Consider the following 23,566-nt stretch of genomic DNA (forward strand, 5'->3'; position numbering starts at 1 on the left):
GGTGCTGATGCCCCGTCGGGGTGAGGCACCGTCAGCCCGGTGCCGCCCCACTCCCCCACGGCCGGCACCACCCGAAGAGAGCACTCCGTCACCCATTGTGCTCTCTCCGGTGGCACAACCTCGGTATATGACTGACGGTGATGACGTCGCTACTGCGCTTCCTATGGCTGATGCCCTGTCAGCCAGCGCACGTCGCGGCGGAAGGAACCTTCCCATGCGCACTGCTCGCACCCTGCTGGCCGGAGCAACCCTCTCCGCTGTCCTCGCCATCGCCGCTCCCGCCGCCCATGCCGCCACGGGTGCCCACAACGCATACGACCCGAGCGGCTCCTCCAGCTCCAGCTCCAGCGACAGCTGGTCGCCGTCCGAGCAGGGCGCCAAGTCCGAGAACGGCTGGAAGGGCGAGGAGTCCAAGAAGGGCGCCAAGTCCGAGGAAGGGTGGAAGGGCCAGGAGGCCAAGAAGCCGCACGGTGGCATGCACACCGGCGGTGGCGGCATGGCCCTCTCGGGCGGTGGCCTGGCCGCCGGTTCCGTTCTGCTGCTCGGTGGCCTCGGCGCCGGCGCCTTCGTCCTGCGCCGCCGCAACACCTCGGCCGGCGCCGGCCTCGCGGCCTGATCCGACGCACGTTCCGCACCACGCGTTCCGTCGTTGCCACCGTCGTCCCACGATGACGGTGGCAGCGCCGGTTCCGGGCCCGGCCCGCCGCCCCGCTCGCGGGCAGCAGAACCACGAACCGCAGAGCTGATGAAAGGCATCACCGAATGGCCCAGCAGTCCGCACAGCACAGCGCCCGAGCGGCGGAGAACGCACCGGGCGGTGACGGCTCGTCCCGAGTCCTGGGCTGGGCCACCGGCGCGGCTCTGCTCGGCGCGTTCCTGATCTACAACTCCGTCGACGCCTCCGAGGCCGCGCCGCCCCCGGCCGCCGTCGTGGCGCAGGCCACAGCGCACGCGGCGGCCCCGCCGCCGGTCAGCGCCGCCCCCGGACTGCCCGCCTCGCGCCCGACCCTGCTGACGATTCCCGACATCGGCGTGAGCGCACCCTTCACCCCGCTGCACATCGGCACGTCGGGCAAACTGGATCCCCCGCCGTCGGACAACAACAACCTCGCCGGCTGGTACGCGGAAGGCCCCACCCCCGGCGAACGCGGCAACTCCATCGTCGCCGGCCATGTCGACACCAAGACCGGCCCCGCGGTGTTCTTCCTGCTCAGCATGGTCAAGCCGGGCGCCACCGCCGAGATCACCCGCGCCGACGGCGTCATCGCGAAGTTCAAGGTCGATTCCGTCGAGACCTTCTCCAAGAACAACTTCCCCGACCAGCGCGTCTACGCCGACACCCCCAACGCCCAGCTGCGCATCATCACCTGCGGCGGCGCGTACGACCACTCGAAGAAGGACTACACGGACAACGTCGTCGTCTTCGCCCATCTGGAATCCTCCCGCCAGGGCTGACCACCCGGCGGCACACACCCGGGGCAGGGCCGGGGGCGGTCACGGTATCGTCCCCCTGCGGGTCCATGAACCGGACACCGGCCCCGCGGTGTTGCCGCTGGTCCTTCACACCCGGTGGTTCCGTCGCGTCGAAACCACCGGAAGAGGGACGAGGTTCCAGAGATGACCGTCTACGAATCGGTCACGGACGCGATCGGCGGGACGCCGCTGTTCCGGCTGGCGCGGCTGGGCGCGGGAATCGTGACTCCGGTCTACGCGAAGGCGGAGTTCCTCAGCATCGGCGGCAGCGTCAAGGACCGTGCCGCGCTGTCGATGGTGCGGGAGGCCGAGCGTACGGGTGAGCTCCGGCCGGGCGGCACCATCATCGAGGCGACGTCGGGGAACACCGGCATCGGGCTGGCCATCGTCGGACGGCAGCGCGGCTACCGGGTCGTGATCGGGGTGTCCGAGCGGGCCGCCCCGGAGAAGAGCGACATCCTGCGGGCCTACGGCGCCGAGGTCGTGCTTGCCCCGACCGCGCTCTCCAAGGACCATCCGGACCACCTCTTCCATGTCGTGCGCCGGCTCGCGGAGGAGATCCCCGGCGCCTGGCTGGCGAACCAGTACGACAACCCGGCCAACCCGGACGCCCATGTGGTGACCACCGGGCCGGAGATCTGGGAGCAGACCGGCGGGCGGGTCACGCACTTCGTGGCGGGCGTCGGCACCGGCGGCACCATCAGCGGCACCGGCGCCTTCCTGAAGAAGGCATCCGACGGACGGGTCACCGTCGTCGGCGCGGACCCGGAGGCGTCGGTGTACGCCGGCGGCGACGGCAGCTCCTACTTCGTGGAGAGCATCGGCCACTTCGTCCATCCGGAGACCTCGGAGGACGTGTGGCCCGAGTCGTACCACCGGAGCGTGGTCGACGTGTTCGAACGGGTGCCGGACCGGGAGTCGTTGCTGACGGCGCGGCGGATGGCCCGTGAGGAAGGACTGCTGGTGGGCCCCTCCTCGGGGACGGCGGTGGCCGCGGCGCTACGGGTGGCACGGCGGCTGGGCCCCGACGACCTGGTCGTCGTCCTGCTGCCCGACTCGGGCCGCTCCTATCTGTCCTCGGCGCTCAGCGACGACTGGCTGCGGCAGCGCGGCTTCCTGGAGGAGCCCCGGCACCGCGATGACACCGAACCGACGGTGCGCACGGTCCTGGGCGACGCCCGGGGCCACGGCGAAAACTTCGTCACCGTCGCTTCCACCGCCTCGCTGGGCGAGGCACTGGCCGTGCTGCGCGCCGCGCGGACCGATGTCGCGCCCGTGGTGCTCGCCCGCGCCGAGCGGCCGTTCGGTATCGCCGCCTCCGAGATCACCGGCTCGGCCGAGGCCGCCGGACTCCAGCGGGCACTCGACTCGGGTGCGGGTCCTGAGGAGCCGCTGCGCGACCACCTCGCCCCGGCGCTGCCCGTCGTCGGCCTCGGCCAGCCGCTCTCCAGTGCGCTCGCCTGCCTCGACACTCCTCAACGCTGCCACGAGGCCGCCGTCGTCCTGCTCGACGGGCGCGCGGTCGGCGTGGTCGACCGGAAGGCGCTGGAGGGCTGAGCGGTCGCCCGGCCGCGGCGTGGCGAACCGGCGGAATCGGGCAGTTGTGGGGGATGTGCCAGGCCGTTCCCGCCACTGGCATGGCGTTTGCGACGCGTGCCGGAACGGGTGCGCGGAGTGTGGCTACGGTGAAGGGACACGACGGGCCAAGCCCGACATTCCACTCACTTTGCGAGGCGCACCTTCATGAGTCTGAGCATCCGCAACCAGATTCCCGGCACCGTCACCGACGTCACCGCCGGCGAGGTCATGGCGACCGTCAAGGTCCGGCTGGACGGCGGCCAGGACATCACCGCGGCCATCACGCTGGAAGCCGTCAAGGAGCTCGGGATCGCCGAGGGTACGGCCGTCCGCACCCTGGTGAAGTCGACGGAGGTCTCCCTGGCCACCGGCCCGGTCGAAGGCCTGAGCATCCGCAACCAGCTCGCCGGCACCATCTCCGAGGTCGCCACCGGCGGCGCGATGGCCAGCGTCAAGGTCACCGTCCCGGGCGGCGAACTGACCGCGGCCATCACCAAGGACGCCGTCACCGACCTCGGCCTGACCGCCGGCACCTCCGTGGTCGCGCTCATCAAGTCGACCGAGATCTCCCTCGCCACCGTCTGATCCGGGCGACAGCCCGCCGCGCGGAGTCCGCGCCGGCGGGCTATTTACCGTTGTCCTCGGCGAGGGTGTGCGCGACCAGGGCGTTCGCATGGCCATGGCCCATGCCGTGCTCGGCCTTGAGCCACCCGACCAGTTCCATGTGCCTGGTCAGCGGCGAGGACCGGATGAGGTCCTTCCATTCGGCGATCGGGCGGCCGTACTTCTGCTCGATCGAGGGGAAATAGGCGGCGGGGCCCTTCACAGTCTCAGTCATGGGAAAAGTGTGGCATCCGGTTCTGACAACTCACCTGGGCCGTAGCGTCTGCGGGGTGGTTGCCGACCAGGTCACCAGGGGCGGCCGCACCCGCCCGCACAGCGGCCGGCCCTCGGCGGTCGTCAGCCGCAGCCGCGCGGTCAGCCGGCCACCGCGCACCGCCTCGTCGAACGTCTCCGACGGGACGTCGGCGAACATCAGCTTCGCCCGGCGCAGCATGTCGGTCACACCCGCCGCGTCCACCGTGACCCAGGACAGGAAGACGAACTGCCCGCCCAGCCGGTTCTGGATGTAAGGGCCTTCGAGTTCCGTCCCGGTGGCGGTCGCCACGGCGACGGCCTCCAGGGTCCAGCTCGCCGACGCGGCGTCACCCGGGTGGAGGCCCGTCCACTCGCCCGGCCGGTCCTTGCGCTGCACGCCGATGTGAACGTTGCCCGCGGCGGGGAAGTCCGGGCCGAGGACGAAGGCACGGCCGGGCAGGTCTGAGGCCTCGATACGGATCTCCACCCGGTCATCATCCCCCGCCGGCCCGGCCATGGGCGTGTCCCGGCACCATGACTCTGCGTCAGGTGCCCCATGGAGACATGACGTCCGGTGGAGCTCCCGCCCTCCCGCGGCGGCCTGCCGTGCCGTGGCCCGGTGCTCGCTGCTCGTTGGTCACGTGTTCACCGATTGCCCCCTTCGCCTCCCTCCCGGTCCCCGCAAAGGTGTTGATGGGTCCACGACCAGGGCTCGCACCGACAGGTCGAGAAGGGATGTTCATGGCCGAGTTGACGCGACGCAGACTCCTCGGATCGGCGGCGGGGGCGATGGGAGGCGCGGCGGCGCTCTCCCTGCTGCCGCCCAGCGTGCAGAAGGCCGTCGCGGCGGGACCACCGCGGCACGGTTCGCTGAACGACATCGAGCATGTCGTCATGCTGATGCAGGAGAACCGCTCCTTCGACCACTACTTCGGCACCCTCTCCGGCGTCCGCGGCTTCAACGATCCGCACGCGCTGAAGCTGGACAACAGGCGCTCGGTCTTCTACCAGCCCGACACCGTCAACCCGGACGGCTATCTGCTGCCGTTCCATCTGGACACCCACAAGTCCAGCGCCCAGGCCATCCCGTCCACCAGCCACGCCTGGGCCGTGCAGCACGCCGCCTGGAACGGCGGCAGGATGGACCAGTGGCTGCCCGCACACCGCAAGGCCGACGGGGTCAACGGCCCGTACGTGATGGGCTACTACACGCGGAAGGACATCCCCTTCCAGTTCGCCCTCGCGGAGACCTTCACCATCTGCGACAACTACTTCTGCTCGGTCTTCGGCCCGACCTGGCCGAACCGCCTGTACTGGATGACCGGCACCATCGACCCCGGCGGCACGATGGGCGGCCCGGTGCTCACCAACAAGGCGCCCACGCCGTACCGGTGGCCGACCTACGCGGAGCGCCTGCAGGCCGCCGGCATCAGCTGGAAGGTGTACCAGCAGGACGACGACTACGGCTGCAACATGCTGGAGCAGTTCAAGACGTTCCGGGACTCCAAGCCGGGCGAGGACCTCTACGAGCGCGGCATGCGCCCGCAGCCCGAGGGCACCTTCGAGGACGACGCGCGCAACGACCGGCTGCCGACGGTCTCCTGGATCATGCCGACGAGCTTCCAGTCCGAGCACCCGGACTACCTGCCGGCGGCCGGCGCCGACTTCGTGGCGCAGAAGATCGAGGCCATCGCGTCCAATCCGAAGGTGTGGGCGAAGACCGCGTTCATCCTCAACTACGACGAGAACGACGGCCTGTTCGACCATGTGGCCCCGCCCACGCCGAAGGCAGGCACGGTCGACGAGTTCGTCCAGGGGCTGCCGATCGGCGGTGGCTTCCGGGTCCCGGCGATCATCGTCTCGCCCTGGACCGTGGGCGGCTGGGTGGCGAGCGAGGCCTTCGACCACACCTCGGCACTGCAGTTCCTGGAGCGGTTCACCGGCGTCGAGGCACCGAACGTCACACAGTGGCGGCGGCGCACCTTCGGCGATCTGACCTCGGCGTTCCGCTTCTCCCACGCCACCGTGCGGCCGCCGCGGCTGCCGCACGACACGGCGAAGCAGCTGGAGGAGGCCAAGAAGGAAGTGGCCACCCTCCCCAAGCCGGTTCTCCCCGGCGCCGACCAGACGTTCCCGAAGCAGGAGAAGGGCCGGCGGCCGCACACCTGAGCCGGCCCCGCACAGCGATCCGTGCCGAGCGCGGGGAACCCGGCCTGTCAGGTTCCCCGCGCTCGGCGCGTGTTCAACCCTCGTTGTCAGCAGGTGGGTTGGGGCGATTATGGAGCTACTTCTTGACGCCGAGGAAACGCGGTTGTAAACATCACCCCACCGGGAGAGCGCTCTCTCGACGTTTCCGGCTCCATCACGGACCCCCACCCGTTCAGGAGATGCCATGTCAGGCGATCGTTCCTTGCTGGTGCGCCATCGGTTGAGCCGCGACAAGCGCCGACCGTATGTCCTCATCGCCCTGCTCACCGCGTTACTTGCGAGCCTGCTCTTCGTCGTGACGCAGCCGCCGGCCCACGCGGCGGGCGCGCTGCTCTCGCAGGGGAAGCCGGCCACCGCGTCCTCCGCCGAGAACGCCGGAACCCTCGCCGGCGCCGCCGTCGACGGCAACACCGGCACCCGCTGGTCCAGCGCCTTCAGCGACCCGCAGTGGATCCAGGTCGACCTCGGGGCCACCGCCTCGGTCAGCCAGATCGGGCTGACCTGGGAGGCGGCGTACGCGAGCGGCTTCCAGATCCAGGTCTCCGACACCGGAACCGGCAACTGGACCACCGTCTACTCCACCACCACCGGAACCGGCGGCACCCAGACCCTCGACGTCAACGGCACCGGCCGTTACGTCCGCATGAACGGCACCACGCGCGCCACCGCCTACGGCTACTCCCTGTGGGAGTTCCAGGTCTACGGCGTCCTCACCCCCGGCGGCTGCGGCTCCGCCAACGCGGCGCTGAACCGTCCGGCCACCGCGTCGTCCACGGAGAACGCCGCGAGTCCGGCGAGCGCCGCGTTCGACGGCAACACCGGCACCCGCTGGTCCAGCGCGTTCAGCGATCCGCAGTGGGTCCAGGTCGACCTCGGCGCGTCGCAGCAGATCTGCCAGGTCGTCCTGCAGTGGGAGGCGGCGTACGCGAAGGGCTTCCAGATCCAGGTCTCCGACAGCGGAACGGGCAACTGGACCACGGTCTACTCCGCCACCACCGGAACCGGTGGCACCCAGACCCTCGACGTCAACGGCACCGGCCGCTACGTCCGCATGAACGGCACCACGCGCGCCACCGCCTACGGCTACTCCCTGTGGGAGTTCCAGGTGCGCTCCGGTTCACCGGGCACCCCGCCCACCACTCCCCCGACGGACCCCGGTTCGTTCTGGGGCGACACCAGCACCATCCCGCCCGCGCAGAACGTCGTCATGCTCAAGATCCTCAACCGGACCAACGGCAAGTACCCGGACAGCCAGGTCTACTGGAGCTACAACGGGCAGGTCCACTCGATCGCCGATCAGCCGTACTTCGACATGCCCGTCAACTCCGCCGGGCGGATGTACTTCTACGTCGGCACGCCGAACGGCCAGTACTTCGACTTCATCGAGTTCACCGTCGGAGCGAACGTCTTCAACGGCAACACCACACGGGTCGACGCGTTCGGCCTGAAGCTCGCGATGCGGCTGCACACCCGCGACGGTTACGACGTGTCCGTGGGTGAGGACCAGGCCACCTTCGCCGAGGACCGGTCGGTCACCTTCCAGAAGTTCATCAACGAGGTGCCGGCGCAGTTCAAGGTGCTGGCGCAGTCCCAGGCCCCGTACCGGATCATCGCGCCGGGCAGCGACCCGACGTTCCGGGCCGGCGGGGTGAACGCCAACTACTACACCGCCTACGCGAACTCGGTCGGTGTCAACGCTCCCACGTCCGATGTCTTCGGCTGCGCGGGCACCCTGTCCGAGAGCCCGGGGATGTGCTCGGCGCTCAACCGGCATGTCGCCACGCTGCCGCAGTCGCAGTGGTCGGACCCCAGCCTGTACTACCAGGCGGGCCCGGCGAACTACTACGCGAAGTTCTGGCACGACCACGGCATCAGCAAGCTGGCGTACGGGTTCCCGTACGACGACTACGCCGGCCAGTCCTCGTTCGTCTCCCACGCGAATCCGCAGTACCTGCTGGTCGCGGTGGGCTGGTAAGCACGCTCCGTGTCCGGGTGCGGTGGTCACCGCACCCGGAGGACGAGGTGGGACCTACAGTCCTTCCTCGGCGGCCAGCGCCCGCACGGTGGACACCGTGTCCGCCTCGGCCGCGGTCTTGTCGTCGCGGTAGCGCAGCACGCGCGCGAAGCGCAGGGCGAGGCCCGCCGGGTAGCGGGGGCTGCGCTGGAGGCCGTCGAAGGCGACCTCGACGACCAACTCCGGCCGGACGTGGACGACATACCGGTCGCGGGTCTCCTCCCGCTCCAGCAGTTCGGTGGTCTGCCAGGTCAGCAGCTCGTCGGTGAGCCCCTTGAAGGTCTTGCCGAGCATCACCCAGGGGGCGGGGTCGGATTCCTCGCCGCGTGCCGCGAGATGCAGATTGCTCAGCCACCCCTGGCGCCTGCCATGACCCCATTCGGCGGCCGTCACCACCAGGTCCAGGGTGTGCCGCGGCTTCACCTTGATCCACCCGGCGCCGCGGCGGCCCGCCGCGTACGGCGCGGCCGGGTCCTTGGCCACCACGCCTTCGTGGCCGCGGGCGAGTGCCTCCTGGAAGAAGCGCGCGGCGTCGTCGGCGTCCGCGGTGACGGTGCGCGGCACGCGCAGTTCCGCCGGCACCACGTCGTCGAGTTCCGCCCAGCGGCGTTCCGCGGGCAGGTCGAGCAGATCGGCGCCGTCGCGGTGCAGCAGGTCGAAGAAGAAGACGCTCAGCGGCACCTCGGCCCGCAGCTGTTCCGGGTCCTGCCGCGAGGCGGTGCGGGCGGCGGTCACCTGGAACGGGCGGGGCCGGCCGTCCGGGCCGAGGGTGATGGCCTCGCCGTCGAGCACGGCCGTCCGCACGGGCAGTGAGCGTACGGCTTCCACCACTTCCGGTACGCGGGAGGTGATGTCGTCCAGGCTCCGGGTGAACACGGAGACGTCGTCCCCGTCCCGGTGCGCCTGGACCCGGATCCCGTCGAGTTTCCACTCCAGCGCGGCGGGGCTCACCCGCTCCAGGGCGGCGGCGACGTCCGGGGCCGCCGCGGCGAGCATCGGCCGTACCGGGCGCCCGACCTCCAGCCCGAACGCGCGCAGCGCCTCCTTCCCGCCCGACATGGCGGCCGCCGCGACGGCGCGGGCGGAGCCGCGGAACATCAGCGCCCGGCGGACGTCCGCCGCCGGCACACCGGCCGCCTTGGCGACGGCGTCCGCCACCACCGCGTCCAGTGCGCCCTGCCGCAGTTCGCCGACCAGCACCGCGCTCAGGAACGTCTGCTCCTGCGCGGTGGCCCTGGCGAACAGCTCCTCCAGCAGCCGGCGCCGTTCGCCCTGCGCGCCGGATCCGTGCACGGCGGCGAGCGCGGCCAGTACGTCCTGGGTCTCCCGCACGCCGAGCTCCGGTTCGCCGGCGGGTGGCGGCAGTTCGCGCAGGCCGGCGGGGCCGACCCCGATCCGCATCCGCCGGGACTCACCGGACAGCAGGGCCACGGCCGCGGGCAGCTCGTCGGGCCCCAGGCTCCGGAGGTATCCGGCCAGCAGGGCGATCTTCGCGTTGCGGGCCGGCTCGGCGCCGACGGCCTGGGAGGTGACGGCCAGTTCGTGAAGCAGCATGGGCGGGGAACTCCAGGGCTGGGGCGGTGAAGGCTGCGCGTGGCCCATGCGTACCCGCTTTCCCGTTCCGTCTCCCGGGGCGAAGCGGCCCGGCCCCCGCCCGGACCCGACCCGATCCCGTCCGCTACCGGTTCAGCGCACCCCGCGCGGCCGGAACTGCACACTGATCCGGGGTCCCACCGGCCGCGCCGTCTTGGGAATCGCGTGTTCCCAGGAGCGCTGGCAGCTGCCGCCCATGACGATGAGGTCACCGTGTCCGAGCGGCATGCGCACGGCGGCCGGACCGCCGGAGCGCGGCCGCAGCACCAGGTTCCGCGGCGCCCCCAGGGAGACGATCGCGACCATGGTGTCCTCGGTGCCGCCGCGGCCGATGGTGTCGCCGTGCCAGGCGACACCATCGCGTCCGTCGCGGTAGAAGCAGAGCCCGGCCGTGGTGAACGGCTCACCGAGCTCGGCGGCGTAGTGCCCGCTCAGCGCCGAGCGGGCCGTGTCGAGCGCCGGGTGCGGCAGGGCGTCGCGGTCGCCGAAGAACGACAGCAGCCGCGGCACGTCCACCGTGCGCTCGTACATGACGCGCTGCTCGGCACGCCACTCGACGTCCCGCGCCAGCGCCTCGAAGAGCGCGTCCGCCCCGACGAGCCACTGCGGCAGCACGTCGATCCAGGCGCCGAGCCCGATGTCGGTACGGCGCAGCCCGTCGAGCGGGCGCGGTGCGATCTCGTCCTCCTGGTCGAAGAGCGAGTTCTGCAGATGTACGGCCATGGGACCAGCCTATACGCATTCGTACATCTGTGCGATTAACGTGGCGGGCATGATGGCGGTGGCCTGGTACTGGAGATCCACGTACCGGCGCGGGACGAGGCCGGGCGTCTGATGGACCATGCGGCCGATGCTGACAGAGCGGTTTCCGGGCACCCCGCTGGGCACCGCCCGCGGGAGACCGGTCAGACGACGCCCTGGGAGAGCATCGCGGAGGCCACGCGCTCGAAGCCGGCGATGTTGGCGCCGGTGACGTAGTCGCCCGGGGCACCGAAGCGCTCGGCGGTGTCGTAGCAGGTGTCGTGGATGCCGCGCATGATGGTCGCGAGCTCCTCCGCCGTGCGCTCGAAGGACCACGACTCACGGCTGGAGTTCTGCCGCATCTCCAGTGCGCTGGTGGCGACACCGCCCGCGTTGGCCGCCTTGCCGGGCCCGAAGGAGACCCCGGCGGTTTGCAGCAGCTTGACCGCGTCCGGGGTGGTGGGCATGTTGGCGCCCTCGGAAACGGCCTTCACACCGTTGCGGACGAGAACGGCGGCGGCGTCCGCGTCGAGCTCGTTCTGGGTCGCCGACGGCAGGGCGACGTCGGCGGGCACGTCCCACACCCGGCCGCCTGCCACGTACCGGGCCGAGGCGCCGCGCCGCTCCGCGTAGTCACTGACCCGGCCGCGCTCGACCTCCTTGATCTGCTGCAGCAGTTCGAGGTCGATGCCCTTCTCGTCGACGACATAGCCGCCGGAGTCGGAGCAGGTCAGGACGTTGGCGCCGAGGGACTGGGCCTTCTCGATGGTGTAGATCGCGACATTGCCCGATCCGGAGACCGTGACCTGCTGGCCGTCGAAGTCCTCGCCGCGCTTCTTCAGCATCTCGGCGGTGAACAGGACGTTGCCGTAGCCGGTGGCCTGCGTACGCGCCTGGGAGCCGCCCCATTCCAGGCCCTTGCCGGTGAGGACGCCCGCTTCCCACCGGTTGGTGATGCGCTTGTACTGGCCGAAGAGGTAGCCGATCTCGCGGCCGCCGACGCCGATGTCGCCCGCCGGGACGTCCGTGTGCTCGCCGAGGTGGCGGTGGAGTTCGGTCATGAACGACTGACAGAAGCGCATCACTTCGGAGTCCGACCTGCCGTGCGGGTCGAAGTCGCTGCCGCCCTTGCCGCCACCGATGTTCAGTCCGGTGAGGGCGTTCTTGAAGATCTGCTCGAACCCGAGGAACTTCACGATGCCCAGGTTCACCGACGGGTGGAAGCGCAGACCGCCCTTGAACGGACCCAGCGCGCTGTTGAACTCCACCCGGAATCCCCGGTTGACGTGGATCTCGCCCGAGTCGTCCTGCCACGGGACCCGGAACATCAGCTGGCGCTCCGGTTCACAGATGCGCTCGACCAGCTTCGCCTCGGCGAACTCGGGACGCGCCGCGAGCAGCGGCGCGAGGGTCTCCAGCACCTCCTGTGTCGCCTGGTGGAACTCGGGCTCGCCCGGGTTCCGCTCTATCAGCTGGGCACGGAAGGAAGGCTTCATATCGAGTCCATTCAGGAGCGGCTGCCGGGCGGAAAACACTGTGCGGTGTTCTACGGGCGCGGCGGGCCCGGCGTTCAGGGCGGTCCCGCCGGCTCCGTAGCGGTCGATGTTCACACCGAGCCCCGGACGTCCACAAGTACCGCAGAACAGATCAGGGGTTACCTCCTGGTAAGTGTGGAGGGGGCATCAACGACGGCCGCTCGAGACCGCGTCGAGCGGCCCGGAAACCGCCGCAGCGGTGCCGCACCGGGTGCGTCCCCCATCCCGCAGCCGCCTCCCCCTACCGCCGGGTAGCACCGCGGCGAATACTGACTGCCATGACGACGGTGGCCCACTGGGGCGGAACCAGCCGCTACGCGGACCTCGGCGGGCGCGTCCACTGGGTCGACTTCGGGGGGCCGCCCGGCGCACCCCGGGTGGTCCTGGTGCACGGGCTCGGCGGGTCCCACCTCAACTGGTGTCTGCTCGCCCCGCTGCTGACCGCCCGGCTGCGGGTGACCGCCGTGGACCTGGCCGGATTCGGGCTGACGGAGCCGGCGGGCCGGGGCACGGCGGTACGGGACAACGTCGCGCTGCTCGACCGCTTCCTGCGGGAGGTCGTCGGGGAGCCGGCGCTGCTGGTGGGCAACTCGATGGGCGGGATGATCTCGATCCTGCAGGCGGCGGCCCGTCCGGGGACGGCCACCGGACTCGTGCTGGTGGACCCCGCCCTTCCACTGCCGTTCGGGGCCCGGCCCGATCCGCTGGTCCTGTCGGCGTTCCTGCTCTACGCCGTGCCGGGGGTGGGGGAACGGGTGCTCGCGCGGTCGCGGGCCGGGAGCACGGCCCGGCAGCAGGTACGGCGGCTGCTCAGTCTCGTGTGCGCCGACCCGTCGGCGGTTCCCGAGGAGCTGGTCAGCGCCTCGGTCGAGCTGGCGGAACGGCGGGCGGGGGTGCCGGGGCTCGACGCGGCCTTCCTGGCCGCAGCGCGCTCACTGGTGCTGGTGAACGCGCGGCGGACCACGTACTGGTCCGCCATGCGGTCGCTGCGGGTGCCGGTCTTCCTCATGAGCGGGGAGCGGGACCGGCTGGTGCCGGTGCGGTCGGCCCGCGCGGCGGCGGCGCGCAATCCCGGCTGGCGCTTCGAGACCTTCCCCGGCGTCGGCCATGTGCCGCAGCTGGAGATACCGGACGTCGTCGCCGCGCGGATGCTGGACTGGCTGGACGACGTCCGGCTCGCCGGCTAGCCCTGGAGCGGCTGCTCGCTCCAGATGACCTTGCCGTCGGCGGTGTAGCGGGTGCCCCAGCGCTCGGCGAACTGGGCGACGAGGAAGAGTCCCCGGCCGCCTTCGTCCATCGTGGCGGCGTAGCGCAGGTGCGGTGAGGTGTCGCTGGTGTCGGACACCTCGCAGATCAGGGTGCGGTCGAGCAGCAGCCGGACCTTGATCGGCTCCGCCCCGTAGCGGATGGCGTTGGTGACGAGCTCGCTGAGGATCAGCTCGGTCACGAAGGCCGTCTCGTCCAGGCCCCAGCTCGCCAGCTTCCGGCTGACCGCGGCACGGACCTCGGACACGGCCGCGGGGTCGGACGGTACCTCCCACTCCGCCATCCGGTCGGCCGGCAGCACGTGGGTGCGGGCGACGAGCAGGGCGATGTCGTCCTTCGGGTGGGCGGGGAGGAGGGCCTCCAGGACCGCCTCACACGTCTCCTCCGGGGTCCGGTCGGTGTCCTTGAGGGCACTGCGCAGCCGTTCGAGGCCGTCGTCGATGTCCCGCTCACGGTCCTCGACGAGCCCGTCGGTGTAGAGCACCAGCCGGCTGCCCTCGGGCAGCCTGATCTCCGCCGTCGCGAACGGCAGACCGCCGACGCCGAGCGGCGGGCCGGCGGGCAGGTCGGGGAATTCCACCGTCCCGTCCGGGTGGACCAGCGCGGGCGGCGGATGGCCCGCCCTGGCCATGGTGCACAGCCGCGAGACCGGGTCGTAGATCGCGTACAGGCAGGTCGCGCCCGTGACGTCGTCGCCGGAGCCGGCGGCCGTCTGGTCCTGGTCGATCCGGCCGACCAGCTCGTCGAGATGCCCGAGGACCTCGTCCGGCGGCAGGTCCAGCGTGGAGAAGTTGTGGACCGCGGTGCGCAGCCGCCCCATGGTGGCGGCGGCGTGCAGGCCGTGGCCGACGACATCACCCACCACCAGCGCGACCCGGGCGCCCGGCAGGGGGATGACGTCGAACCAGTCCCCGCCGACGCCGGCCTGCGCGGGCAGATAGCGGTAGGCGGCCTCGACGGCGTTCTGCTCGGGCAGGCCGTGCGGCAGCAGGCTGTGCTGGAGGGTGACGGCCATGGCGTGCTCGCGTGTGTAGCGGCGGGCGTTGTCGATGCACACCGCCGCGCGGGTGACCAGTTCCTCGGCGAAGGAGAGATCGTCCTCGTCGAAGCGCTCCGGCCGCTCGGAGCGCCAGAACTTGGCGATGCCCAGCAGCACGCCACGGGCCAGCAGCGGGACCCTGACGACCGAGTGGACCCCGTACGCGAGCATCGCGTCGGCGCGCTCGGGATCCTGCACCTTCCAGTCGGTGGACGACGCGAGGTCGGGGTCGAACACGCCCTGTCCGGTGTCGAGACTCCAGGCCTGCGGAGTGGACGGGATGATGGTGATCGGCTCGCCCACCGGATACAGCGGGGCATCGTCCCTGATGGCGCTGACGGCCACCCGCTGCATCTGGGTGCCGGAGCTCCCCGAGGGCTCCTCACCGCGCAGCACGGGCACCGCGAGGTCGACGGAGACGAAGTCGGCGAACCGGGGGACGGCCACCCGGGCGAGTTCCTGGGCGGTCTGCACCACGTCCAGGGTGGTGCCGATGGCCACGCTGGCCTCGTAGAGCAGTCGCAGGCGTCTGCGGCCCGCCTCGGCCTTGTCCGACAGCGCGTGCAGCTCCGTGGAGTCCCGCAGGGTCGCGACCATGCCAGGGGGCCCGCCGTTACGGTCCGTGGGCCGGACGTTCACCACCAGCAACCGGTCACCGGCCGGCAGGACTTCGTCGCTCATGGCCTGTTCCGAGGCCAGCAGCTCGACTGCCCGGCTGCTGAGTCCCAGGCCGGCCACGGGGCGCCCCTCGGCGTCCGCCGGCAGTCCGAGGAGCCGGCGCGCCTCATCGTTGGCGAGCAGCAGCCTGCCGTCCCCGCCAACGATGACCACGCCCTCCCGGACCGCGTGCAGCACCGCGTCGTGGTGCTCGTACATCCGGGTCATCTCGGTCGGCCCCAGACCGTGGGTCTGGCGCAGTAGCCGTTTGCTGGTGAGTGCCGCCCCGACCGTGGCCAGCGAGAGCGCGACGGTCGCGGCGCCGAGGATGAGCGGCAGCTGTCGGTCGACGACCCCGCTGACCTTGGTGATCGTGATCCCGGCGGAGACCACGCCGACGACCTTGCCGTTGGTGTCGTAGACGGGGACCGTGGCCTGGACGAGCGGCCCGATGGTTCCGACGATCTTCTCGGTGATCACCTGGCCCTGCAGGGCCGACTCGTAGTTGCCGACGAACTTCTTGCCGATGCGGTCCGGCTTGGGGTGCGTGTAGCGGATGCCGTCGGTGTTGAGCACGACGATGAAGTCCACCCCGGACGCCATCCGGGCGGCCTCGGCCTTCGGCTGGAGGATCGCGGTCGGGTGCGGGGCCTTCAGCGCCGCCACGATTCCCGGCGAGTTCGCGAAGGTCTGCGCGACGGCGACCGAGCGGTTGCGGGCCTCCTGGGTGCTGTCGTGCTCCGATTCCAGGACGAGCGCCAACACCGCCGCCAGGACGAGCAGCAGCACCACGACCACCTGCAGCGCGAAGACCTGGCCGGCGACGCTGCGTATCCCCCTGATCCACCTGCGTCGGCCGGCCGGCAGGGCGCCCGAGGATCGGACCGTCAACCGGGCCATGGCCTATGTGTACCCCGGTTGACCCCGGTAAGCGAGTGGTCGGAGTGCACGAGCCCGGCGCTCAGCCGGGCGGAGGGGGAACATCGCGCGGGTCCGGCACTCGCGGCGACGCCTCGGAAGCCGTCTCGCCCACCTCTGCGGGCACGAGCGGAACAGCGCCGCCACCCTGGAGACGCTCCAGGTCGGAGGGGCGTACCTGGATGACCAGCAGGGCGATCAGTGCGCCGACGACAGCGAAGACGGCGGCGGCGACGAATGCGGTCGAGATGCCCGAAGTCAGCACCTGGTCGCCCCAGGGCGACGGGAGCTGTCCGGTCCTGCGGAACTCCAGTTGCTGGGCCGGGGTCGCCTGCGCCAGGAACCGGGGGACCTGGTCGGTGGCCTCGTTGCGACTGGCCGTGCCGAAGACGGTGACCAGCACGGACAGGCCGAGCGACCCGCCCACCTGCTGGGTGGCGTTGAGGATCCCGGAGGCCGCACCCGTCTCCTTCGCCTCGACGCCCGATACCGCCATCAGCGTCAGGGACACGAACTGCAGACCCATGCCGGTGCCGAAGACCAGGATGGGGCCGAGGATGCTGCCCAGGTACGAACTGTCGACATCGGTCATCGTCAGCCAGCCGAGTCCCACCGCGGCCAGCACCGCCCCCACCACCATGAAGGGCTTGGGTCCCCACTTGGGCAGCAGTTGCGAGGTGAACCCCGCGGCCACCGCGATGATCGCGCTCACCGGCAGGAAGGCGAGACCGGCCCGCAGCGGACTGAATCCCAGAATGTTCTGCACGAAGAGCGTCAGGAAGAAGAACATCCCGAAAATCGCGGCGGACAGACTCAGCATCATTCCGTACACACCGGCGCGATTGCGGTCACGGAACATCCACAGTGGGGTGATGGGCTGCCGCGACCGGCGCTCGATGGTGATGAACAGGTACAGGAACACCACGGCCGCCACGAAGGCCCCGATGGTGACGCTGTCGCTCCAGCCGTCCTTGGAGGCCCGGATGAATCCGTAGACGAGCAGCACCATGCCCAGCGTGGACGTGAGCGCGCCCATGATGTCGAAGTGGCCGGCATGGCGCTCGGACTCCCGGATGAACCGGGGGGTCGCGAGCACGATCAGCAGGCCGATGGGCACGTTCACGAAGAAGACCCAGCGCCAGTCGAGCCACTCCACGAGCAGTCCGCCGGCGAGCAGTCCGATCGCGCTGCCGCCCGCCGAGACGGCGGCGAACACACCGAACGCCCTGTTCCGCTCGGGTCCTTCGCGGAAGGTCGTGGTGATGAGCGCGAGGGCGGTGGGAGAGGCGACGGCGCCGCCGACGCCCTGCAGCGAGCGGGCCGCGAGCAACTGCCAGGATTCCTGGGAGAGTCCGCCGAGCAGCGAGGCGAGCACGAAGAGCAGCACGCCGAAGATGAAGACCCGGCGACGGCCGAGGATGTCGCCCAGCCGCCCGCCGAGCAGCAGCAGTCCGCCGAAGGTCAGCGTGTAGGCGTTGATGACCCAGGACAGGTTCTCGGTCGAGAAACCGAGCGAGGTCTGGATGTGCGGAAGGGCGATGTTCACGATGGTGATGTCGAGGACCACCATCAGCTGGCACGAACAGATGACGAGGAGTGCGATACCGCTGCCGTGGCCCCGCTCCGGGGATGCGGCAGACTCCGGGGATGCCGTCTGAGAGTCCGTCATGGGAGTGCCTGCGCGATTGCCTGCGCCTCAGGTCGGAAGTGAACGAATTCGGTCACTCCTTCGAGGCTAAGCCTGCCCGCACGGCCCCGCCAATCGATCACCGGGGCCGCGACGGAGCGCGTGTCAGGTCAGCGCGAGCAGTTCGTCGAAGCCCTCGCGGATGCCGTCCGCGAGCACCTGGATGTCGGGTACGCCGTCGAAGTCGGCGTTGATGCCGAAGGTGATCTGGCCCAGGTAGGAGAAGATCCCGACGCTGATCCGCATGGTGCTGGCGATCGGCACGTACGGGTAGATCTCGGCCAGCCGCCGGCCCAGCATGTACAGCGGCACCCGCGGGCCCGGCACGTTGGTGGTGACGGTCTGCAGGAACTGCTGCGGGAAGCGCATGGCGGTGCGCGAGCCCAGCGCGAGCAGGGTGGGCGCCGCGAAGTTCGCCATACCCGTGATCGCGTCGGCGCCCGCCGCCTGGCGGCTGCTCTTGAGGTCGTCCATCTGCTCGCGCACCGCGGCCAGCCGCGCCTGCGGATCCGGCTCGCTCACCGGCAGGTTCAGCAGGACGGCGCTCACCCGGTTGTCCAGCTTGTTGCGCTGGTCCCGCGAGCGCACGGAGACCGGCACCATCGTGCGGACCACCATGCCCTCGGACAGCTCACCGCGGCTCTCCAGCAGATCGCGGAAACCGCGGGTGATCGCGGCGAGGATGACGTCGTTGACCGTTCCGCCGGTCACCTTGCGGATCTGCTTGGTCTCCGTCAGATCCGCCTTCGCCCACACCCAGCGGCGGTGCGGACCGAGGGACCCGTTGAGGGAGCCGGCCGCGCGGGTGGTGAGCCGGCGGGCCGTGTTCGGCAGGCTGCCGGCCAGGGCGCGGGCGATGCCGAGCAGTTCGGAACCGCTGCGCAACCGCCGGGCGAGCGCGGGGACGGCGGACAGGTGTTCCAGCGGCGTCAGGACCGCGTCGCGCACTCCGTCGGCGACGAGGTCGAGCGTGGACGGGCTCGGCTCCGGCGTCCAGGGCCGGGGTTCCGACAGCTCGCTGTCCTTACGCCAGTCCAGCACCAGCTGCATCATGTCGGTGCCGGCTATTCCGTCGATCATGCAGTGGTGGACCTTGGAGATGAGCGCCCAACGGCCGCCCTCCAGCCCTTCCACGAGCCAGATCTCCCACAGCGGCTTCGTGAGGTCCAGACGCTGGGCGAAGAGCCGGCCGGCGAGGTTGCGCAGCTGGTCGTCGCCGCCCGGTGCGGGCACCGCGGTGTGGCGTACGTGGTAGAGGATCTGGAAGTGCTCGTCGTCGACCCAGACGGGACGGCCCAGATGCATCGGCAGGCTCTTGACCCGCTGCCGGTACCGGGGCACGTCGGGGAGCTTGGACACCAGAAGTCTGATGACATCGCCGTACGACGGCACCGGCCCCTCGAACACCAGGACCGATCCCACGTGCATCGGCACGTTCTCGTCCTCGATGAAGTAGAAACCCGCATCCAAGGCGCTCATCCGGTCCACGGACGCAACCGTAGAGGGGAGCACCGGCTCCGTCCAGGGCGCCTGGGATCGGATACCGGCCGCCGGCCGAACGTATCCGGCCTCCTGACCGGCGAAGGCGCGCCAATTCTTGACGGGCCCCTGCCAAGGATCCTGTCCGTACCGTCATGCTTCGTCCCGGCGCCCACCCGGCGCCCCAAGAGCGAGGCGCCACCGCGCCCGCGCCGGCGACAGGAAGGCAGTCAGATGCGACGGAGACTCACCGCCGGGGCCGTTCTCGCGGCCGCGGCGCTGCTGGCGTCGGTCATGGGTGCGGGCACCGGGACGGCCGCCGCCGACTCCCCCGCCCTCGGTACGGGCTACGGGGTGCATGACGGCCAGGTGCCGCTGACCACCACGAAGACGATCTCGTCCTATCTGCTCCAGGACCCGACGCGTGGCAACACCGTCACCGTCGACGGCCGTACCAACACCATCCTCACGGACGCGGACAACATCTGGGGCAACGGGCTGCCGACCAATCTCCAGTCCGCGGGCGTCGACGCCCAGTTCGCCGCCGTCTCCGTGTGGGACTACTTCAAGTACTCGTTCAACCGGCTCGGGGTCAGGAACGACGGCAAGGGCGTCCGCAGCGTCGTCCACTACGGCAGCCACTACACCAACGTCTTCTGGAGCGATGCCTGCGGCTGTGTCAACTACGGCGACGGATCGGACAACGCCCATCCGCTGACCACCATCGACATCGGCGCGCACGAGATCACCCACGGCATCACCTCCGCCACCGCCGGGCTCACCTACAGCGGCGAGGCGGGCGCGCTCAACGAGAGCACCTCCGACATCTTCGCCACCATGGTGGAGTTCTCCGCGAACATCCCGGCCGACGTGCCGGACTACCTCATCGGCGAGAAGGCGAACCTCAACGGGAACGGCACCCCGCTGCGCTACATGGACCGGCCGTCCAGGGACGGTGTCTCACCCGACTACTGGTCGACGTCGGTCCCGAACCTCGACCCGCACGTGGCCTCGGGGATCGGCAACCACTTCTTCTTCCTGCTCGCCGAGGGCAGCGGCCCGCGGGTCATCAACGGGATCTCCTACAACAGCCCGACCGTCAACGGCTCGGTGCTGACCGGGATCGGGCAGAACACCGCGGCGGCGATCTGGTACCGGGCGCTGACCGTGTACATGACGTCCACCACCAACTACCACGCCGCGCGGACCGCGACCCTCGCGGCGGCGCGCGACCTCTACGGGGCAGCCAGCAGCCAGTACGCCGCGGTCGGCGCCGCGTGGACCGCCGTCAACGTGGTCGGCCGCGCCGTGCCGTCGCCGGCTCACGACGGCACGGCACGGACCGGCCACGTCGGCGAGGTCAGGACCGGCTGACGGTCCACACGAAGCCGGCCGTGTCGGTCGCGCCGGTGGGGCCGGTCGCGGTGACCGAGACCGTGCTGGTGCCCGGGGCCGTCGCGGTACCGGAGATCAGCCCGGCCGGGCTGATCGACAGACCCTCGGGCAGCCCGGTCGCGGTGAACACCGGGCCGGTCCCGGCGGATCCGGTGGTGCGGGCCGCGATGGCCAGCCGCACCGGGGTGCCGGCACGGCTGCTCATACCGTGCGGGTTGGTCACGGTGACGCTGCCCGTGCTGGTAACGGTGCTGGTCACCGTCCTGGCCGAGAGCGGTGTGCCGACCGTCAGGGTCCCGGTCAACGGCAGCTCACGGGACGAGTCGCCGACCTGGATCCGGTAGTCGCCCGGGGTGGTCGTCCAGCCGGCCGTGGTGTCCGACCAGTGCGCCAGATCGTGCGCGGTGACGGTGAACTGCACCCGCCGGCTCGCCCCCGGCTGCAGTTCCACCCGCTGGAACCCCTTGAGCTGCCGGGCCGGTTCACCCGTCGCGGCGGGAGCGCCGACGTAGAGCTGGGCGATCTCCGCGCCGGCGCGGCTGCCGGTGTTGGTGACGGTCGCGGAGACGGTGGTGTTGCCGCTCGCGTCCGGCGTCCCGACCTGGAGTCCGGAGAAGGCGAACGTCGTGTACGACAGCCCGAACCCGAACGGGAAGAGCGGGGTGACGTCGCCGGCGTCGTACCACCGGTAGCCGACCTTCAGGCCCTCCGAGTACTGCACCTTGCCGTCGGTGCCCGGCCACTGGGCCGCGGTGTGCGCGGGCACGTCGGCCAGGCTCGCCGGGAAGGTGACGGGCAGCTTCCCCGACGGGTTGGCGTCGCCGAACAGCAGCCGGGCGACGGAGTTGCCGACCTCCTGCCCGGCGTACCACTCCTCCAGCACGCCCTGCACCTGGCCCAGCCACGGCATGGTGACCGCGGAGCCGGTGTTGAGCACCACCACAGTCCTCGGGTTGGCGGCCGCGACCTGCGCCACCAGCTCGTTCTGCTGGGCGGGCAGATCGATGCCCGTCAGGTCGGTGCCCTCCTTCTCCCCGTACCCGACGAAGACGACCGCCACCTCGGAGGCGCGGGCCAGGGCGACCGCGGCGGCGATGTCCGTGCCGTCGTTGTACTGGACGGTGGTGCCGGTGCCCGCGACCCGGTTCTGGATCCCGGCCAGCGGCGAGACGGTGCCGGAGCTGGTGACGACGGCACTGCCGCCGCCCACGCTGCGCACGCCCGCGCCGGCGTCGGGGCCGAGCAGCGCGATCGAGTGCGTCGACGCCGTCGACAGCGGCAGCACACCGGTGTTCTTCAGCAGGACGCTGCCCTGTTCGGCGATCCGACGGGCGGTCGCCTGATGGGCGGCGGAGGTCACCAGGGCCGTGGTCGACCCGGTGTGCTTCCGGTCGAAGAGGCCGAAGGCGAACATCTGCGTGAGTACCCGGCTCACCATGGTGTCCAGCGTGGCCTGGCTCACCTGGCCGTTGGCGACCGCCTGGGCGAGGTAGTTGGAGTAGTAGTACCCGCCGGGCATCTCCATCGTCATCCCGCTGTTCGCGGACTCCACGGTGGAGTGGGTCGCGCCCCAGTCGCTGGTGACGAACCCGCCGAAGTCCGCCTGCTGGTAGAGGGCGGTGTTCAGCAGGTACGGGTGCTGGCAGTCGTAGGCGCCGTTGACGGTGCTGTAGCCGCACATCACCGACGCCGCCGCGCCCTTGCTGACCGCGGTCTGGAACCCGGGCAGATAGATCTCCTGCAGGGTGCGGGTGTCGATGACCGCGTTGTCCTTCGGCCCGTTGCGGTTGGTCTCCTGGTTGTAGACCGCCACATGCTTGGCCTGAGCCATGACGCCCTGGCTCTGGATGCCCTGGATGTTGGCGACGGCCATCTCGCCGGACAGGTACGGGTCCTCGCTGTAGCTCTCGAAGGCCCGGCCCCAGCGCGGGTCCCGCACGATGTTGAGCGTCGGGCCGAGTGCCACATCGGCGCCCTTGCCCGCGAACTCGTTCCCGGCGACGGCGCCGTACTGGTGCTGCAGTGCCGTGTCCCAGCTGGCCGCGGCCGACACGGGCGCGGGCAGCTGGGTCACACCGGAGAAAGCGTCGCCCACCCCGCCGGGGCCGTCGTGGAAGCCCACCGAGGGGATGCACAGGGACGGGATCGCGGCGAGGTTCCCGACGTACGGCGAGGTGTTGCCGGTGCCGTGCACCATCTGGATCTTCTGGGCCTGCGTCATCTGCGCCATGACCTGCGTGACACGCTCGGCCACGGGCGCGCTGGACCCCGACCAGGGGCAGCTGCCGTCGCCGCCGCCGGGCGGGCTGCTGGTGCCGCCGGGGGTGAGGACGCTGAACTCCCAGAGCGAATAGCCCCACGAGGTGGCTCGCTGGATGCCGGCCAGCCGCACATAGCGGCCGGTTCCGTTCAGCGCCACCGTCTCGATGCCGCCCTGGCCCGCGGTGGTGGAGTAGACGGTGGTCCAGTCGGTGCCGTCGTCGGAGACCTGGATCCGGTACGCCCTCGCGTACGCGTTCTCCCAGGCCAGTTGCACTCCGCAGACCGGCCGGCTGGATCCGAGGTCGACCTGCAGCCACTGCGGATCGGCGGCGGCGCTGGACCAGCGGGTGCCCGCGTTGCCGTCGAACGCCGCTTCCGCCGGGGTGTCGGACTTCTCGGTCGACGAGGCGGTGGCTGGCCGGTTCAGCGCAGCCGTCGTGATGCCGCAGGGGACGACGGGGTCGGAGCCCGGCGCCGCCTGCGCCGCCGATCCCGCCACCGCGGGCGTCAGACTCGCCGACAGGGCCGCCACGAGCAGGACGGCGAGGTGCCTCGGGCGTCCGCGACGGGTTCGGGGACGGTTTCCGCGGCGAGGAGCGCCGCGCCGTAGGGAGAAGTGGGGAGTGCCTGGCACGGGCGTCTCCTAGTCGGTGATCACCGCAGCTGTGAGAGGGCGAACCGATGACGGACCTTCACTTCTCGGCCTGCAGAGCCTCGATGATGATAGGAGTTGACCGATTTAGCCCATATTGCGACGCCGAGCCTATACATCTTGTATGACATATCCCGGCATCCAGGGCTGTTCCGGGTGTGTCGGCATGCCGGAACGCCGGATGTCGTGATGCGGGAGTGCGGGATGTCGT

General features: G+C 70.8%; 16 protein-coding genes and 2 pseudogenes. 9 read left to right on the plus strand and 9 right to left on the minus strand.

Annotation, left to right across the window (positions count from 1 at the left end; genetic code table 11):
- Positions 1 to 214: 214 nt before the first annotated feature.
- The 4 genes from C8250_RS07490 (at position 215) to C8250_RS07505 (ending at position 3,636) form a co-directional block, all read left to right on the plus strand.
- On the plus strand, positions 215 to 616 hold the full coding sequence (locus tag C8250_RS07490; RefSeq protein WP_138356895.1) for a hypothetical protein: 402 nt from the start codon (positions 215 to 217) through the stop codon (positions 614 to 616).
- A gap of 146 nt (positions 617 to 762) precedes the next feature.
- The gene (locus C8250_RS07495) at positions 763 to 1,455 is read left to right on the plus strand and encodes a class F sortase (protein WP_138356894.1); all 693 of its coding nucleotides are present in this window, start codon (positions 763 to 765) and stop codon (positions 1,453 to 1,455) included.
- Positions 1,456 to 1,617: 162 nt separating this feature from the next.
- Complete coding sequence (locus C8250_RS07500; protein WP_138356893.1) at positions 1,618 to 3,030, plus strand: pyridoxal-phosphate dependent enzyme; 1,413 nt, start codon at positions 1,618 to 1,620, stop codon at positions 3,028 to 3,030.
- A gap of 186 nt (positions 3,031 to 3,216) precedes the next feature.
- The gene (locus C8250_RS07505; RefSeq protein WP_138356892.1) at positions 3,217 to 3,636 is read left to right on the plus strand and encodes a TOBE domain-containing protein; all 420 of its coding nucleotides are present in this window, start codon (positions 3,217 to 3,219) and stop codon (positions 3,634 to 3,636) included.
- A gap of 40 nt (positions 3,637 to 3,676) precedes the next feature.
- Here C8250_RS07505 and C8250_RS07510 read toward each other — a convergent pair whose 3' ends face one another.
- The gene (locus tag C8250_RS07510; protein ID WP_138356891.1) at positions 3,677 to 3,889 is read right to left on the minus strand and encodes a DUF4287 domain-containing protein; all 213 of its coding nucleotides are present in this window, start codon (positions 3,887 to 3,889) and stop codon (positions 3,677 to 3,679) included.
- Between the two features lie 30 nt (positions 3,890 to 3,919).
- A complete protein-coding gene (locus tag C8250_RS07515) occupies positions 3,920 to 4,396 on the minus strand; it encodes a DUF5990 family protein (protein ID WP_244809015.1) in 477 nt (158 codons plus the stop codon).
- A gap of 254 nt (positions 4,397 to 4,650) precedes the next feature.
- Between C8250_RS07515 and C8250_RS07520 the strand changes: the two genes are divergently transcribed.
- From C8250_RS07520 to C8250_RS44760, 3 genes and pseudogenes are all read left to right on the plus strand, one after another.
- A complete protein-coding gene (locus C8250_RS07520; RefSeq protein WP_138356889.1) occupies positions 4,651 to 6,078 on the plus strand; it encodes an alkaline phosphatase family protein in 1,428 nt (475 codons plus the stop codon).
- Between the two features lie 223 nt (positions 6,079 to 6,301).
- A pseudogene (locus C8250_RS44755) lies at positions 6,302 to 7,252 on the plus strand (discoidin domain-containing protein); the annotation flags it as partial.
- Between the two features lie 246 nt (positions 7,253 to 7,498).
- Positions 7,499 to 8,092: pseudogene (locus C8250_RS44760) on the plus strand (glycoside hydrolase family 64 protein); the annotation flags it as partial.
- A 54-nt stretch (positions 8,093 to 8,146) separates the two neighbouring features.
- Here the strand turns inward: C8250_RS44760 and C8250_RS07530 are convergent.
- The 3 genes from C8250_RS07530 to gdhA all read right to left on the minus strand — a co-directional run bounded on the left by C8250_RS07530 (position 8,147) and on the right by gdhA (position 11,961).
- Complete coding sequence (locus C8250_RS07530; RefSeq protein WP_138356887.1) at positions 8,147 to 9,685, minus strand: ATP-dependent DNA ligase; 1,539 nt, start codon at positions 9,683 to 9,685, stop codon at positions 8,147 to 8,149.
- 132 nt (positions 9,686 to 9,817) lie between these two features.
- Positions 9,818 to 10,447 (minus strand): alpha-ketoglutarate-dependent dioxygenase AlkB, encoded by a 630-nt coding sequence (locus C8250_RS07535; RefSeq protein WP_138356886.1) that lies wholly within the window; start codon positions 10,445 to 10,447, stop codon positions 9,818 to 9,820.
- A gap of 182 nt (positions 10,448 to 10,629) precedes the next feature.
- Positions 10,630 to 11,961 (minus strand): NADP-specific glutamate dehydrogenase, encoded by a 1,332-nt coding sequence (gdhA, locus tag C8250_RS07540; protein ID WP_138356885.1) that lies wholly within the window; start codon positions 11,959 to 11,961, stop codon positions 10,630 to 10,632.
- Between the two features lie 317 nt (positions 11,962 to 12,278).
- Here gdhA and C8250_RS07545 point away from each other — a divergent pair, with 317 nt between their 5' ends.
- Entirely contained in the window at positions 12,279 to 13,187 is a 909-nt protein-coding gene (locus C8250_RS07545; RefSeq protein WP_138356884.1) for an alpha/beta hydrolase, read from the plus strand.
- Here the strand turns inward: C8250_RS07545 and C8250_RS07550 are convergent.
- The 3 genes from C8250_RS07550 to C8250_RS07560 all read right to left on the minus strand — a co-directional run bounded on the left by C8250_RS07550 (position 13,184) and on the right by C8250_RS07560 (position 19,046).
- Positions 13,184 to 15,862, minus strand: a complete 2,679-nt coding sequence (locus tag C8250_RS07550) for a SpoIIE family protein phosphatase/ATP-binding protein (RefSeq protein ID WP_138356883.1) — start codon at positions 15,860 to 15,862, stop codon at positions 13,184 to 13,186. The two genes, C8250_RS07545 and C8250_RS07550, sit on opposite strands and share 4 nt — an antisense overlap.
- A 61-nt stretch (positions 15,863 to 15,923) precedes the next feature.
- Entirely contained in the window at positions 15,924 to 17,549 is a 1,626-nt protein-coding gene (locus C8250_RS07555; protein WP_138356882.1) for an MFS transporter, read from the minus strand.
- Between the two features lie 123 nt (positions 17,550 to 17,672).
- Positions 17,673 to 19,046 carry a wax ester/triacylglycerol synthase family O-acyltransferase gene (locus C8250_RS07560; RefSeq protein ID WP_198358292.1) on the minus strand — a complete coding sequence of 458 codons (1,374 nt, stop codon included), beginning with the start codon at positions 19,044 to 19,046 and terminating at the stop codon, positions 17,673 to 17,675.
- 234 nt (positions 19,047 to 19,280) lie between these two features.
- Here C8250_RS07560 and C8250_RS07565 point away from each other — a divergent pair, with 234 nt between their 5' ends.
- Positions 19,281 to 20,420, plus strand: a complete 1,140-nt coding sequence (locus C8250_RS07565; protein WP_138356880.1) for a M4 family metallopeptidase — start codon at positions 19,281 to 19,283, stop codon at positions 20,418 to 20,420.
- Here C8250_RS07565 and C8250_RS07570 read toward each other — a convergent pair.
- Positions 20,407 to 23,235, minus strand: coding sequence for a glycoside hydrolase family 3 C-terminal domain-containing protein (locus C8250_RS07570; RefSeq protein ID WP_198358293.1), 2,829 nt, complete (start codon positions 23,233 to 23,235; stop codon positions 20,407 to 20,409). The two genes, C8250_RS07565 and C8250_RS07570, sit on opposite strands and share 14 nt — an antisense overlap.
- Positions 23,236 to 23,566: the final 331 nt, after the last annotated feature.

The sequence above is a fragment of the Streptomyces sp. So13.3 genome (assembly GCF_005860785.2).
Classification (GTDB): domain Bacteria; phylum Actinomycetota; class Actinomycetes; order Streptomycetales; family Streptomycetaceae; genus Actinacidiphila; species Actinacidiphila fildesensis.

Excerpts from the sequence above, each read along its gene's own strand:
- C8250_RS07490 (WP_138356895.1), top strand. The coding sequence starts at position 215 with ATGCGCACTGCTCGCACCCTGCTGGCCGGAGCAACCCTCTCCGCTGTC.
- C8250_RS07495 (WP_138356894.1), top strand. The coding sequence starts at position 763 with ATGGCCCAGCAGTCCGCACAGCACAGCGCCCGAGCGGCGGAGAACGCA.
- C8250_RS07500 (WP_138356893.1), top strand. The coding sequence starts at position 1,618 with ATGACCGTCTACGAATCGGTCACGGACGCGATCGGCGGGACGCCGCTG.
- C8250_RS07505 (WP_138356892.1), top strand. The coding sequence starts at position 3,217 with ATGAGTCTGAGCATCCGCAACCAGATTCCCGGCACCGTCACCGACGTC.
- C8250_RS07510 (WP_138356891.1), bottom strand. The coding sequence starts at position 3,889 with ATGACTGAGACTGTGAAGGGCCCCGCCGCCTATTTCCCCTCGATCGAG.
- C8250_RS07520 (WP_138356889.1), top strand. The coding sequence starts at position 4,651 with ATGGCCGAGTTGACGCGACGCAGACTCCTCGGATCGGCGGCGGGGGCG.
- C8250_RS07530 (WP_138356887.1), bottom strand. The coding sequence starts at position 9,685 with ATGCTGCTTCACGAACTGGCCGTCACCTCCCAGGCCGTCGGCGCCGAG.
- C8250_RS07535 (WP_138356886.1), bottom strand. The coding sequence starts at position 10,447 with ATGGCCGTACATCTGCAGAACTCGCTCTTCGACCAGGAGGACGAGATC.
- gdhA (WP_138356885.1), bottom strand. The coding sequence starts at position 11,961 with ATGAAGCCTTCCTTCCGTGCCCAGCTGATAGAGCGGAACCCGGGCGAG.
- C8250_RS07545 (WP_138356884.1), top strand. The coding sequence starts at position 12,279 with ATGACGACGGTGGCCCACTGGGGCGGAACCAGCCGCTACGCGGACCTC.
- C8250_RS07550 (WP_138356883.1), bottom strand. The coding sequence starts at position 15,862 with ATGGCCCGGTTGACGGTCCGATCCTCGGGCGCCCTGCCGGCCGGCCGA.
- C8250_RS07555 (WP_138356882.1), bottom strand. The coding sequence starts at position 17,549 with ATGACGGACTCTCAGACGGCATCCCCGGAGTCTGCCGCATCCCCGGAG.
- C8250_RS07560 (WP_198358292.1), bottom strand. The coding sequence starts at position 19,046 with ATGAGCGCCTTGGATGCGGGTTTCTACTTCATCGAGGACGAGAACGTG.
- C8250_RS07565 (WP_138356880.1), top strand. The coding sequence starts at position 19,281 with ATGCGACGGAGACTCACCGCCGGGGCCGTTCTCGCGGCCGCGGCGCTG.